The organism is Streptomyces sp. NPDC030820, from assembly GCF_055572075.1.
The window spans coordinates 372,164-385,571 of the sequence record NZ_JBVIEB010000005.1 but is presented as its reverse complement, the minus strand read 5'-3'; the positions used below and the strand labels follow the sequence as shown (position 1 = coordinate 385,571).

General features: G+C 73.4%; 10 protein-coding genes. 5 read left to right on the top strand and 5 right to left on the bottom strand.

The window, feature by feature from the left end; translation table 11 throughout:
* Positions 1–136: 136 nt before the first annotated feature.
* A complete protein-coding gene (locus tag ACZ418_RS16750) occupies positions 137–274 on the top strand; it encodes a hypothetical protein (protein WP_468362928.1) in 138 nt (45 codons plus the stop codon).
* A gap of 203 nt (positions 275–477) precedes the next feature.
* Here the strand turns inward: ACZ418_RS16750 and ACZ418_RS16745 are convergent, their stop codons facing one another.
* A complete protein-coding gene (locus ACZ418_RS16745) occupies positions 478–1,251 on the bottom strand; it encodes a VOC family protein (RefSeq protein ID WP_468362926.1) in 774 nt (257 codons plus the stop codon).
* 192 nt (positions 1,252–1,443) lie between these two features.
* Here ACZ418_RS16745 and ACZ418_RS16740 point away from each other — a divergent pair, with 192 nt between their 5' ends.
* Positions 1,444–2,298 carry an SCO2400 family protein gene (locus ACZ418_RS16740; protein WP_468362924.1) on the top strand — a complete coding sequence of 285 codons (855 nt, stop codon included), beginning with the start codon at positions 1,444–1,446 and terminating at the stop codon, positions 2,296–2,298.
* A 72-nt stretch (positions 2,299–2,370) separates the two neighbouring features.
* A complete protein-coding gene (locus tag ACZ418_RS16735) occupies positions 2,371–2,859 on the top strand; it encodes a hypothetical protein (protein ID WP_468362922.1) in 489 nt (162 codons plus the stop codon).
* Between the two features lie 28 nt (positions 2,860–2,887).
* Here ACZ418_RS16735 and ACZ418_RS16730 read toward each other — a convergent pair whose 3' ends face one another.
* Together ACZ418_RS16730 and ACZ418_RS16725 are read right to left on the bottom strand one after the other, a co-directional pair.
* Positions 2,888–7,693, bottom strand: coding sequence for a DNA repair ATPase (locus ACZ418_RS16730; RefSeq protein ID WP_468362920.1), 4,806 nt, complete (start codon positions 7,691–7,693; stop codon positions 2,888–2,890).
* 142 nt (positions 7,694–7,835) lie between these two features.
* Positions 7,836–10,025: a flotillin family protein gene (locus ACZ418_RS16725; RefSeq protein ID WP_468362918.1), complete on the bottom strand. Its 2,190-nt coding sequence runs from the start codon at positions 10,023–10,025 to the stop codon at positions 7,836–7,838.
* A gap of 288 nt (positions 10,026–10,313) precedes the next feature.
* Between ACZ418_RS16725 and ACZ418_RS16720 the strand changes: the two genes are divergently transcribed.
* A complete protein-coding gene (locus tag ACZ418_RS16720; protein WP_468362916.1) occupies positions 10,314–11,405 on the top strand; it encodes a PucR family transcriptional regulator in 1,092 nt (363 codons plus the stop codon).
* Between the two features lie 27 nt (positions 11,406–11,432).
* On the opposite strand, the gene ACZ418_RS16715 is transcribed toward ACZ418_RS16720, so the two are convergent.
* Both ACZ418_RS16715 and ACZ418_RS16710 read right to left on the bottom strand, forming a co-directional pair.
* Positions 11,433–12,380 carry an MIP/aquaporin family protein gene (locus tag ACZ418_RS16715; protein ID WP_468362914.1) on the bottom strand — a complete coding sequence of 316 codons (948 nt, stop codon included), beginning with the start codon at positions 12,378–12,380 and terminating at the stop codon, positions 11,433–11,435.
* 102 nt (positions 12,381–12,482) lie between these two features.
* Positions 12,483–13,148 carry an SDR family NAD(P)-dependent oxidoreductase gene (locus ACZ418_RS16710; protein ID WP_468362912.1) on the bottom strand — a complete coding sequence of 222 codons (666 nt, stop codon included), beginning with the start codon at positions 13,146–13,148 and terminating at the stop codon, positions 12,483–12,485.
* A gap of 52 nt (positions 13,149–13,200) precedes the next feature.
* Between ACZ418_RS16710 and ACZ418_RS16705 the strand changes: the two genes are divergently transcribed.
* Positions 13,201–13,368: a hypothetical protein gene (locus ACZ418_RS16705; protein WP_468362910.1), complete on the top strand. Its 168-nt coding sequence runs from the start codon at positions 13,201–13,203 to the stop codon at positions 13,366–13,368.
* The last annotated feature ends 40 nt before the right edge of the window (positions 13,369–13,408 follow it).

Here is a 13,408-nt window from a genome sequence, read left to right as displayed (position 1 = left end):
TCGGTCGGCTGGCTGGCGCTGATGCTCTGCCTGCTCGCCGTTCCTGGAGACTGAGCGGGAGTGAGTCCTGTGGCGGGCGAAGGCGGACGTCGAGGTTCTCGGCAGTGGCACCTATCTCGGTGTGCCGCGGGTGGACATGGCACGGTTCGACCCACGGGCGTGTGTGTCGTACTGGTCGGTGCCGATGGAGTCGGCCGCCTCGCTGTGCGCGCCGCTCGCTGTCGCGCGGCTGATCGCGGCCGGATTGCACGCGACGGCGGACGACTCCGAGTAGCAGCCCTTGCCTGCCCCAGTCCTCGCACCGGTGCCGGCGCGGACCGCGTACTGAAGCACCCCATGGCCGCCGCTCCGGGTCAGGGCCGCGCCCCAAGACGCCGTCCCGCCGGTGTCTCGCAAGACGCCGACGGGGACGGGTCACGTCAACTTCGCCATCGGCGAACGAGCCAAGGAGCGCCGCACCATCCCCCCTTAGCGACCTCAGGTCTGGCGCGGGTCCGGCCTGAGCACGGCGAACACCGCCTGTGCCGGGTCGGCCAGCCAGGCGATGCGGCCGACGCCGGGGACGTTCGCCGCCGGCATGAGCACCGAGCCGCCGCTGTCGCCCACCGCCGTGACGATCGCGTCGGCGTCGGCCACGGCGAAGTACGGCACCCAGCGGGCGTCCTCCCGATCGTCCTGCAGCGGGGCCACACCGCCGAAGGTCCCCTCCTGCTGGTCGCCCTCCCCGATGCTGAGCACCTGGTACGTCATGCCCGGCGCCTGCATCTCCTGCGACCGCCAGCCGAACAGCCCGCGGTAGAAGCCGATGGCCGCCTGCGGGTCGCCGACGTGCAGCTCCACCCACACCAGCGTGTCGTCCTCCGACGCCCGCTGCAGCCCCTGCCCGGACTGCAGCACCGCGAACTGCGCGCCCTGCGGGTCGGTGAACTGGGCGAAGGTGGTCTCGCCCATGCTCATCGGCTCGGCCCGCACCCTGCCGCCGGCCTCGCTCACGGCCCGGGCGGTGGCCTGGGCGTCGTCGGTGCGGAAGTACGTCATCCAGGCGGATCTCGCCCCCGGTTCGGTCAGCGGGCCGAGACCGGCCACCGTGCCGCCGTTCTTCTGGAAGAAGCCGTAGCCGCCGCCTTCCGGGCCCGCGGAGGCGAACTCCCAGCCGAAGACGGCGCCGTAGAAGGCGACGGCCGCCTCCGTGTCGGGACTGCCGAGATCGATCCAGATGGGCGAGCCGGTGCGGAACTCTGTGCCGAGCATGCGTCTCCTCCTGCCGGTCCGGTGCGCAAGCCGCCCGCCACTATGCCGACGCAAGCGGCCCGGACCCGGCCGGGACACGGGAAAAGCACCCTCCGAATCTGTGCAGGAGTGCCACACGGACTGCACACAGTCTTTCGAAAGGCTCGTTAGCGTGACGGTCGCCCGCCCCCCATGGACTCAGGAAGACCACAGATGGACTACTGCTCCTCGTGCCGCCGGCACCTCAACGGCGCCCTGGTCTGTCCCGGGTGCGGTGCCTACGCCCCGGACATAGCCCCGCCCCGCGCCCACGCCGCCGCCGTCACGGCCGCACCGCCCGCCGCCGACACCTGGTTCGGCGCCGGGGAACCCGCCGCCGCGCCGCCCGCCGACCTCGCCGACCCCGCCACGGACGTACCGCCCGCTGACGTCACCGACGCGCCGCCCGCCCCCCAGGGACGCGCCGCCCGGCGCCGACAGCTGGCGCGCTGGAAGAAGAACCAGCGCCGGGCCGTGGTGGCGACCGCCGTCGCGCTCGTCGGCGGCGGCCTGACGCTCGCCTCACTGGACCGCGGCAGCGGCGACAACGCCCAGGCGGCCACCGCACCGGACCACCGGAGCATGGGCCTCACCGAGGACCCGTCGGCCGCGCCCAGCAGCCCCGCGTCCACACCGGCCCCGCCCGCCGCCACGCACCGACGTGCCCCCGGCACGCCGACGGCACGGACGCCCGCGGTGAACGCCCCCCGGCGGCAGTCCCCCGCCCCCGCGCCCCGCACGGCGCAGTCCGCCGGCCACCCGCGCACCACCGCGGTCGCCCCGCACCCGGCCGCACCGGCGGCCCCGGCCGCACCGCAGCCGGCGAACACCCCGGCGACCTCCTCCGGCTCGACCGGTTCCACCGATTCGACCGGTTCGAGTGGTTCGAGCGGTTCAAGCGGTTCAAGCGGTTCGACGGCACAGCCGGCGCCCTCCACCGGCACCGGCAGCGGTACCTCGACCTCGTCGACGTCCCCGTCGTCGACCTCCTCCAACCAGCTCTGCCTGGTCGTGGTCTGCCTCGGCTGACGGCACCCAGCCCCGTGGGCCGCCCCCGTCGATCAGCTACGCTACGCGTCCGGCGACGGGGGGGAGAGACGCATGTCCGGCACAATGTCCGTCAGGCGACTGAGCGCGGCCGGTGTGACGGCGGTCCTGCTGGCCGCGCTCGCCGCGTGCGGAGGCGGAGGGGACGACCCGGACCCCGTCCACGGCCTCAAGGACACGGTGCGCCACGTCACCAGGAAGACCACTCAGGCCACCCGGCCGCACATGGTCAAGAGGTGCACCACCGGCACCCGCCAGGTGCGCCACACCTCCCGCTCCGGCTCCGGCAGCCACCGCAGCACCCGCACCTGGTACACCACCGAGCGCTACCAGGACTGCCACAAGGTGCGCAGCGGCACCGAGACGTACCGCAAGGAAGTCCGCCCGGAGCGGTGGTGCGTCCGGCTGGACGACGTGAACGGCAACCGCAAGCGGGACGACGTCTGGTACCGCGTGGACCGTCTCGACTACGACCGCGTCCTGGACGCCGACGACCACGCGCGCGTGCAGTTCGTCCCGCTGTTCCCGGACACGGGCTGCTGACGGCGACGCACCCGCACCCCGCACCCGCTCACCGCTCCCGCGCGAGCGCGATCGCGATCGCGATCGCCGACTCCACCGCCGCGATCCGGTCCGCGAGCAGTCCCAGCGCGGACACCGCCCGGCTGACGGGATCCTCCTCGGGTCCGCCGAGGGTGCGGGCGCGGACGTGGGCGGTCTTCACCTCGGTCCAGCGGGCCGCCTGCGCCGGGCTCAGCGTGCCGCGCAGTTCGGCGAGTTTCAGCAGGTTGGCCTCGGCGCCGGTGGTGAGGGTCTGGGCCTCGGCCGTGTAGTGGTCGTCGACGACGGCCTCGCGTTCGGTGTCGTTCATGACCGGACGCAGGCGCCCGGCGATCCGGTTCATGTCGCGGTAGGAGCCCTGGAGGCGGAAGGGGGGTTCCGTGCGGGCCTCCTCCGACTGGGCAGCGGAGGCGATGTAGGCCTCGTTCACCTTCAGCACCGTCGCACGGACCGCCATCACATGCCGCAGCACGGCCACCGCGGCGTCCAGTTCGGCCGCCGGCATCGTTCGGCTCAGGCCGTCGGCGCGGGCCGTCGGGTCGGCGTCGGCCAGCCGTACCAGGACGTCCAGGTCGGCCCGGTCGCGGGCGGCGAGCGGGGCCAGCACCGGGTTGGCGGTGAGGGCGTTCTCCACGAAGCTGAGCGCGAAGACGTCCTCCTTGCCGGTGAGGACGTCACCGAGGTTCCACACGTCGGCGCGGTTGGCGAGCATGTCGGGGATGCGGAAGCGCTCGCCGGACTCGGTGTAGGGGTTGCCGGCCATGCAGACCGCGAAACGCTTGCCGCGCAGGTCGTAGGTGCGCGGCTCGCCGTCCCACACGCCGTCCACCCGCCGGGTCGCGTCGCACAGCGGGATGAACTTCTGCAGCAGCTCCGGCGAGGTGTGCTGGATGTCGTCCAGGTACAGAAGCGTGTTGTTGCCGGCCGCCAGCGCGAAGTTGATCTTCTCGATCTCGCGGCGGGCGGTGGCGTTCGGGGCGTCGACGGGGTCCAGTGACGTGACGGTGTGGCCGAGCGCGGGCCCGCTGACCTTGACCAGCATCAGGCCGAGCCGGTCGGCGACGTACTCCATGAGGGTCGTCTTGCCGTAGCCGGGCGGGGAGACGAGCAGGAGCAGGCCGCCGGTGTCGGTGCGTTTCGACTCACCGGTGGCGCCGAGCTGCCGGGCCAGGCTGTCGCCGATCAGGGGCAGGTACACCTCGTCGACGAGGCGATTGCGGACGAACGCCGACATCACCCGCGGGCGGTGGTCGTCCAGGCGGAGCCGGTCGCGCTCGGCCGCCACCAGGGCCGTACGGCGGCGCTGGTAGGCGCGGAAGGCGGGCACCTCGGCGGCCGCGAACCGGGCCGTCCGGGACAGGAACTCGTCCAGGCGGAGGGCCAGTCGGCCGCCGGTCACGCGCGGGTGCGTGCCGAGCAGGCCCTCGGCCGTCGCTGTCAGCGGGGCGTCGCCGTCGTAGCGCGGCAGGCCGGGGCAGAGCTCGGCGGCGACCGCCTCGGCCAGCTCGCCGGGCCCGGCCTCGGTGCCGGTGGCGCCGGCGTACGCGGCGAGCCAGGCGTGCACCACCTGCCGGCGCGCGGCCAGGTCGGTCAGCCCCGCCAGGTCGGTGCGGTAACTCCCGTCCGCGTGCCGGAACTTCTCCAGCAGGGTGCGCGCGGTGACGCCGAGCACGAAGCCCTCCGGGCCGCCGGTCAGCTCCTCGAAGAGGTACGCGGCGGCCGGCTCGCCCGCCACCGACGCGTCCCACGCCTCGATCGCCGCCGCCAGCTCCCGCTCCAGCTCCCCGATGGCCGGTACGGCGCCGAAGGCGTCCCGGGCCCGGGCCAGCGACACCGCCCGCCGGGACCAGGCCGTCCGGGCCTCCTCCGTCGTGCCGTGCGCCCAGAACAGCTGGGCGGCGGCACGCGCGGCGGGCTCGTGGCGCAGGGTGCCGGCGCCCTCGTACAGGGGCAGCAGGGCGGTGAGGACGACGGTCGCGTCATGGTCGTGGACACCACGCTCGTAGCCCTCGTCGTACGACTCCTGCGCCGCCCGGCGGACCAGGCCCGGCAGGTCGTCGGCGGCGGCGAGGGCGGCCGGGCCGTGCTCGGCGAGCAGCCGGGCGGCGAGGTGCTCGGCGCGGTAGACCTCGGGCGACTCGGACGGCAGATGGCGGTCCCAGTAGGGGCGGTACACGGCGAACTCGGGGTCGGTCACCGGTGCGCGGTAGTCCGTGCCGGTCACCGCGAAGGCCAGGGTGTCGCCGTGCGGGACGAGGGTGAGGTCGAGCGGCTGGGTGTTGACGGCGAAGCGGTGCCCGCCGAGCCGCAGGGTGCGGCCGTCCTCGGCGTACAGGTCGGCTCGGTCGCGCAGGGTGCGGGCGGCCTCCTGGCGGGCGGACTTCAGCCGGCCGTCGAGCTCCTCGGCGCGCACGCTGTCGCCGAGGGCGCGCAGCTCGTCGGCGGTGCGGCGGACCTTGGCGACCAGCGGGTCGGAGGCGAAGTACGTGGTGACCGCGTCGGCGTCGGCCAGCGTGGCGGCCCGGCGGGCGACCGACTCCAGCATGCGGCCCGCCGAGAGCGCGAGCTGCTCGGCGCGGCGGGCGCGGGCGTCGGCGAGGGACTGCTTGCGGGCGGCGAACGCCTCGTAGATCTCGGCGCGCCGGTCGGCGAGTTCGGCGAGGAAGTCGTCGAACTCGGCGAACCGGCCGTCCAGATCCTCCAACCGGGCCAGGACGGAGGCGAGTTGGTCGTCGCACTCCTCGGTCGTGCCGGACGCGGCGAGCGCGGCGGTGACCGCCTGGGCGAGCAGCGCGGTCTCGGCCGCGAACTCGGCCCGCCCCTCGGTTTCCTGCAGGGTGCGGCGGCGGGCGTCCAGGGTCGCCCGGGCCCGGTTGACGCCGCCCAGCACCTCGGCGATCCGCTCCAGGACGGCCGTACGGACGGTGGCGTCCGCGATGTCCAGGCCGGTCACCACCTCGGTGACCGTGCGCAGCCCGTCGGCGAGCTCGTCGAGCCGGGCGGCGACGGGCGCGCCCTGGGCCACGGTCTCGACGGCCGCCGCCTCCCCGACCAGCCGCTCGACCTGCGCCTGCTGCCCCGCGAAGGCGTCCGCGCGCACCAGGAACTGCACCGCGCGCCGCCCGAAGGCGGCGAGGTCGTCCTCCGCCGCGGCCGCCAGCTCCTCCAGCCGGGCGGCATCGACGTACCGCAGCTCGCGCAGGGTGAGCAAGTGGCCGTGCGCATGCCGGAGTTCGGTCAGTCCCCGCACCCAGGCGGCGGCCTCGCGCGGAGCCTCCCCGCGCAGCCGGCGCACCACGGCGGCGATCCGTGCGTCGGCCTCGTCGAGGGCGTCCGCGGCGTGCCGGGTCAGCTCCCGTACGGTCTCGAACTCGCCCAGCACCTGCTCGGCGGCCGTACGGACCTCGCCCAACGGGCCGGCCAGCTCACCCAGTTCCGGATCGGCGAGCCAGTGATGGGCGTCGGCGGCCCGCACACAGGCGGCCACCAGCGCCCGGTACCCCTCGCTGGTCTCGATGCCGTCGGTGACCAGCCGGGCCACGGACAGACAGTCGGCGAGCCCGCGCACGAGGTCCGCGTTGCCGACCCGGGCGAACGCGCCGGTGCCGGTGCGCAGCGCGGCGGCGTGCGTGTCGGAGACGTACGGCGAGGTCCACCACTGCACCGGATGGGTGTGCGCCGGCTCCTCGCCCGCGTCGCGCAGCACGGCGAGCGCGCCGTCCTCGAACAGCGCCCAGCCCCGGCACGGCAGCGGGTTCGCGACCTCCTTGCGCAGGGTGTTGTACGACAGCAGCAGCGCGCGCCCGCCGGCCCGGGACCGGAAGGCGTACAGCACGTCCTCGCCGTTCGGCGCGCGGACCTCCCGCTCGAACTCCAGGCCGTCCACGTCGAGGTCGTACGTCTTGTGGGTCCCGCCCGCCAGGCAGTACCCGCCCGGGAAGACGATCCCCTGCTCCTCCGGCAGCCGCCGGCACGCCTGCCCGATCCCGTCGAGCCGGACGACGGTCCGGGACAGCGTGTCGAACACGAGGTACCGGTCGTCCTCCTCCTTGTACGGCCGCACCCGCAGCAGCACCAGCGCACCGACCCGCGCATGCCCGACCTCCGCGTCCGCGAGTGCCTGCAGCGGCTCCTGCACGGGTTCGGCGTACAGTTCCTCCCCTTCCGGGGTGCGCACGGTGAGGGAGCCGCCGACGGTGGTCACCCCCAGTCCCCCGGGTACGGCCACGTACTGGTCCCGGCCGAGGACGTGATCCTCGCGGGTGGTCTCCGTCCAGGTGACGTCCTGGGCCGGCGGGAAGACGTCGTCGCGGTCGCCGCGCGCGTCCAGGAACGTCACGCGGCCGTCCTCGGCGAGGCTCCAGCGCAGCACACGGACGTCGTCGGCCTTCTCGCCGGTGCGGAACACCGCCAGCAGCCGGCCGTCGACCCGGCGCAGCCGCAGCAGGCTCGCTCCGCGGTAGTAGCGGTGCAGCGCGCTGAACTCTTTGCCGAACGCCGGGTCGTCCAGGAGTCCGGGTACGGCGTCCTCGGGCAGCCGCGCCCCCTCACGGTCGTACAGCGCAAGTACGTCTGTGGCTCCGCCGGTTCCGCCGAAGAGCAGGGCGTTCCCTACGGCCACGATGTCGCTCGGGGCGCAGGGGTGCTCGGTGCGGAGGCGAGCGGTGCGCGCGAGGTCCAGCCGCGCCGAGCCGAACTCCTCGGCACGGCGGGCGTTGAGAGCGTCCGCCCTCCGGGCCAGGTCGGCGGCGTGCGCAGCCAGCCGGTCACGCAGCACCTCGTAGGTGCCGACGTCTACGGCACCATCGGTTGCCATGGCGGATGCGTTTCCCTTCGTGGGCTGTGCGGCTACGAGCTCGGGGCTGCGCGTCGTCTGCCGGGTGCGGGTGCGTCGTGGCCGGTCGCGCAGTTCCCCGCGCCCCTGGGGAACTGCAGCCGACCACGCCCGCATGCCGCCGTCAGTTCAGCGCACTGCCTCCGTTCAGGGCCGTCACCGGGGTGTCCGACAGGCCCAGTTCGCTCGCCCGGTCGAGGAGTTTCTGGAGCTGTCCCGTCTGCGGGCCGCCGTTCTTGATCTGCTTCATCAGCAGCGCCGACACCGTCAGGTTCCGCACGTCCGCCGAGCCGAGCGAGCCGAGGATGTGGGAGAGGTCGTCGGTGAAGCTGCCCGAGCCGTCCAGCCAGGGCTTCACCAGCTCCTGCGCGGTGCGGGAGTTGGCGACGAAGCCGTCCACGCCCTTGCCGAGGGAGATGGAGGACACCAGGCGGTCGAAGAAGACGGACTCCCCGCCGACGATGTCGATGTCGGCGTTCTCCAGCCCGGTCGCCAGCACCGTCGCCTGCGCCTCGGCCACCTGCCGCTGTGTCTCCAGGCCGGCCAGCCGGATCTCCTTCTCCGCCTGGAGACGGAGCCGGTACTCCTCGTGGCCCCGCGACGCCTCGTCCAGCGCGGCCATCGCGGCCGCCTTCTCGGTCAGACCGGCGGCCTCGGCCTTCAGCTTCTCGCCGATGGCGGTGGCTTCGGCGAGCGCCTTCGCCTTGGTCCCCTCGGCCTCGGCCAGGCCCTTGGCCCGTGCGCCCTCCGCCTCGGCCTTCAGCCGCGCCTCGGTGGCCTCCGCGGCCGCCCGCGCACCCTCGGCCTCCGCGAGGCCCTTCGCCCGTGCGCCCTCCGCCTCGGCGAGCGCCTTGGCCTGGGTGCCCTCGGCCTCGGCCCGCAGCCGTGCCTCGGTGGCCTCCGCCGCCGCGCGGCCGGCCTTCACGGTGACCTCGGCCTCCTTGTCGCGGACCTGGACGGCGGCGAGCCCCTCGGCGGCGGCCTCGGCCTGCACACCCTCGGCGAGCCGCAGCTTGGCCCGTGCGTCGAGGTCGGCGGTCTTGAGTCGGGCCTCGGCGAGGGTCAGTTCCTCGGCGGCGCGGTGCGTGGCGGCCTGCTCGGCGGCCTCGGCGGCCTTGATGTCCTTGACCAGCTTCTCCTGCGCCTCCGCCTCGGCGGCGATGACGAGCGCCTGCCGCTCGCGCTCCGCCTCCTCGACCACGCGCAGCTTCTTGATGGACTCCTCCTGCTCGGCGACCGTACGGTCCACCGCGACCCGTTCCCGGATGACCTCGGCGATCTCCCGCTTCTCCGCCTCGACCTCCTTCTCGGCGGCGATCTTCGTCAGCTGGGTCTCCCGCTCCCGCGCGATGACCTCCAGCAGGCGGTCCTTCTCGATGCGCTCGTTCTCGACGGCGATGACCCGCTCGCGGTTCTTCGCGGCGACGGCGATCTCCCGGGCCTGGTTCTCCCGCTGGACCCCCAAGTGCTCCTCGGTGCGCAGGAAGGCGCCCTGGGCGCGCAGCCGTTCCTCCTCCACCACGCGGGCGGTCTCGGCCTCCTCGCGGGCCCGGGAGGTCTCGATCTCCCGCTTCTGCTTGATCTCGGCGTCCGCCTGCCGGCGCTCCAGCTCCAGGATGGCCTCGCGGGCGTCGACGTCCTGGCGGGTGATCTCCTTCTGCTCGTTGCGGCGGGCCTCGTTGGTGCGCACGTGCTCGATCGCCGTCAGCTCGGTGATCTTGCGGATGCCCTCGGCGTCGAGGACGTTGGCCGGGTCCATCTGGGAGAGCGGGGTCTGCTCCAGGTAGTCGATCGCCGCGTCCTCGAGGTGGTAGCCGTTGAGGTCGATGCCGATCAACTCGATGATGTGGTAACGGAGTTCCTCACGCTTGGTGTACAGGTCGGTGAAGTCCATCTGCTTGCCGACGGTCTTCAGCGCCTCGGAGAACTTCGCGTGGAACAGTTCCTGCAGCGTGTCCTGGTGGCTGGCGCGCTCGGTGCCGACGGTCTGGGCGACCTTGATGACGTCCTCGACGGTCTTGTTGACCTTGACGAAGAACAGGATCCGGATGTCGGCGCGGATGTTGTCCCGGCAGATCAGACCGTCCCGGCCGGAGCGGCTGATCTCGATGGTCTTCACCGAGATGTCCATGACCTCGGCCTTGTGCACGATCGGCAGCACGACCTGTCCGGTGAAGGACACGTCGACCCGCCGCGTCTTCGACACGATCAGGGCCTGGCTCTGGTCCACCTTGCGGTACAGCCGGGAGAACGCGAGCACCGCGAGCACCACGACGACGAGGCAGACGGCGGCGAGCACGCCGAGGACTTCCATGACACACGTCCTTGCGTCAGACGATGAGGTACGGAGCCCCCCGGGATCGCGGTGCCGGACCGTGTACCGGACCCCCGTGCCGGTACTGACGTACCGGCCGTCCGCCGGCGTCCGGCACCGCGACCCTCCGTAGTGCTCCCCGCGGAAGATGGTGCGGCCAGGGCATACACCCGCGCATTGCCGGTGTCCGGCAGTGTTCACTAGGGTCTGGATGCCGGACAGGCGTTAGGAAAACGTCACCGGCACGTCAAGATCGCGGGAACACGGGGGACGGGGGCCGGTACCGGCATGGGGGACAAGCACGACATACACGATGCGCCCGAGCACTATCTGGACGGTTTCTCCCGGACACTGGCCGAGGTCTCGGCCACCGGCCGGCGGCTGACCAGGGAGGAGCTGAAGACCCGGCGGACCCTGGGCGAGCAGGCCGCCGAGGCCGGGCACGGACTGCGCGCGCTGATCGTGGCTCATCTGGCCGCCACCCGCGCCGCGTGGCCGGCCGTGCCCGGCTCGGCCGAGAGCAGCCTGGCCACGCTGGCAGCCGTCGAGCAGGCCGTCGACGCGTTCGCCGAGGGCTACGAACGTGCCCAGCGGCTCACCGTACGCCGTGAGGAGGCCGCACGCCGGGAGTTCATCGACGACCTGCTCTACGGCCGCAGCGACCTGGGCCGCCTCGCCGAGCGCGCCGAACGCTTCGGCCTGCACCTGTCCCGGGCGCACGCGGTGGCCGTCGCCGAGGGCCCGTCCGCCTACGTCGAGGGCAGCACCGTCGCCCGCCGGGTGGAGGCCGGCGTGCTCGCCCGCTTCGACTCCCGCAGCATCCTGCTCACCACCAAGAACGGCCGGCTGCTGTGTGTCGCGCCCGGCGACGAGGACGAGATCCTCCTCCACTTCGCCAAGCAGGCGTACGCGGCGACGGGCGCCGCCGGTGCAGCACCGCGGATCGCCATCGGCCGCCCGCAGCACGGCGCCGGCGGGGTGGTGCAGTCGTACGAGGAGGCCCTCGCCGCGCTGGAGATGGCCGGCCGGCTCGGCCTGGCCGGGCCGGTGCTGCGGGCTGCCGACCTGCTCGTCTACCCGGTGCTGGCCCGGGACCGGCAGGCGCTGGTCGACCTGGTGTCGCACACCCTCGGCCCGCTCACCCGGGCCCGCGGCGGTGCCGTGCCCCTGCTGGACACGCTCGCCGCCTACTTCGACTCCGGCTGCGTGGCCGCCGAGGCCGCCCGCCGGCTCTCCCTCAGCGTCCGCGCGCTCACCTACCGTCTGGAACGCATCCACAAACTCACCGGCGCGGATCCCGCCGAGCCGGCGCATCGCTACATGCTCCAGACGGCCGTGATCGGCGCCCGCCTCCTGGACTGGCCGAACCGACCGCTGTGACCGCCGTCGCGTTTCCGCGGGCGGGGGCTACTCCTCGTCGGTGGTGCGCACCGCGGTCGCCCGCCCCGGCTCCGGCGGCTCGGCCAGCTCGGTCCGGACCAGCAGGACGTCACCGATGAACAGGTCGTACACGACGATCCCGACCACACCGCCGATCAGCGGCCCGACGACCGGGATCCACCAGTAGCCGCTGTACACGCCGGACACGCTGCCCGGGAAGGCGAGGCTGCCCCAGCCCTCCGCGTAGGTGAGCAGGCGCGGCCCGAAGTCACGGGCCGGGTTGATGGCATAGCCCGCGTTGGCGCCGTAGGACATGCCGATGGCGGCGACGACGAAGCCCACGACCAGTGGTGCGAGGTTGGCCTTCACGGCCTGGTTGCGCACGTCGAGGACGGCGGCGATCAGCATCAGCAGGAACGCCGTACCGACGATCTGGTCGATCAGCGGCCCCCAGATGCCGCCGTGGAAGTACGCCGCCGGGAAGGTGGCGAAGATCGAGAAGGTGGCGTTCGTGTGCCCGTGGACCTTCGGCGCGGTCGAGGCGGCGTCATAGGCGTGGATCGCGTCGTGATAGACGAGGTACACCAGCGCCGCGCCGGTGAGCGCGCCGACCACCTGCGAGCACCAGTACGGCAGGACCTTGGCCCAGGAGAATCCGCGGCGTGCCGCCATGGCCAGGGTGACCGCCGGGTTCAGATGGGCACCGCTCACACCGCCGCCGACGTAGACACCGAAGACGACGCCGAACGCCCAGCCCCAGGTGATCAGCAGCCAGTCGCCGGCCGCCAGGAAGATCGTGGTGGGCGTCGCGGCACGGCCCGAACCGGGCAGTGCCGCGACCGCCATCGCGACCACACCGCAGCCGAAGGAGATGAGCACGAAGGTCCCGAGGAACTCGGCCAGACACTCGCCCAGCAGTCCGCCCCGGCTCCTGAGCCGGGACGGCTTGATGATCGCGGGGATTTCGACAGCCACGGTGGCCCCCTCGAAGAGAGCAATACGGCCAACATCACCATATTGGCGTACAACCCATGGCACCGCAGGGTGACCGTGGCCCGCCGGCGCAGGGACGACGGGTCAGGCGTCGAGATCGTCGGCGAAGTGCCGGAACCCGTGCCGGTCCCGGTGCATGCCCCACAGCGTCTCCGCCAGCACGGCCGGATCCTTGCGCGCGTGCCCGGGAGTGATCGCCCCCGGGATCACCAGCTGCCCGACATGGATCCCCTCGCGGGCCAGCCGCTCGTGCAGCAGATGGCCGTACGCGCTCTCCGCGGCGAAGGCGATGGACGTCCCGGCCCGTTCGGTGTGCGGTACGACGGCGGTTCCGCCGTTGACCAGGAGGATCGTCCCGCGCCCCAGCCGGCGCATCCCCGGCAGCACCTGCTGCACGGCGGCGACGGGTCCGTACACGGAGAACTCGATGGGCCCGACGAGCTCCCGGTGCCCGGTCTCCAGCACCGGCCGCATGAAGTCCCGGTGCGGCACCGGGCTGTACTGCAGCACCTCGATGGTCCCGACCTCGGCCGCCGCCCGCCCCAGAGCCGCGGCCAGCTCGTCCGGCCTGCGCACGTCGGCGACGAACCCCCGGGCCGTCACCCCGCTGCCGCCGAGGTCCCGCACCAGCGCGTCGAGCCGCTCCCGCTCCCGCGCGAAGAGGGCCACGGCGAACCCCTCCCGCCCGAACCGCCGCGCAACGGCGGCCCCGAGCCCCGGCCCGGCCCCCACAATGGCGATACTGCTCATGCCCGCATCCGTACCGCACCCACCGCCACCCCACACACGCCGGCTCCCCGCCATGACGACTCACCCGGTCTGCCCCTGCTGCGAGCAGGACTGGCTGGCGGGGCGCCTGGGCGTCCCGGGCGCCCCCTGGGCGGACCGCATGTGGGCGGACGTGATCGAGCCGGTGCGCCGGACGACCTCGACCTCGCCGACGGCGGCCCCCACCGAGGTCACCAAGTGATACGACTCCTCCAGGGAGTTGAGCGGCCGGTGCACCCCGT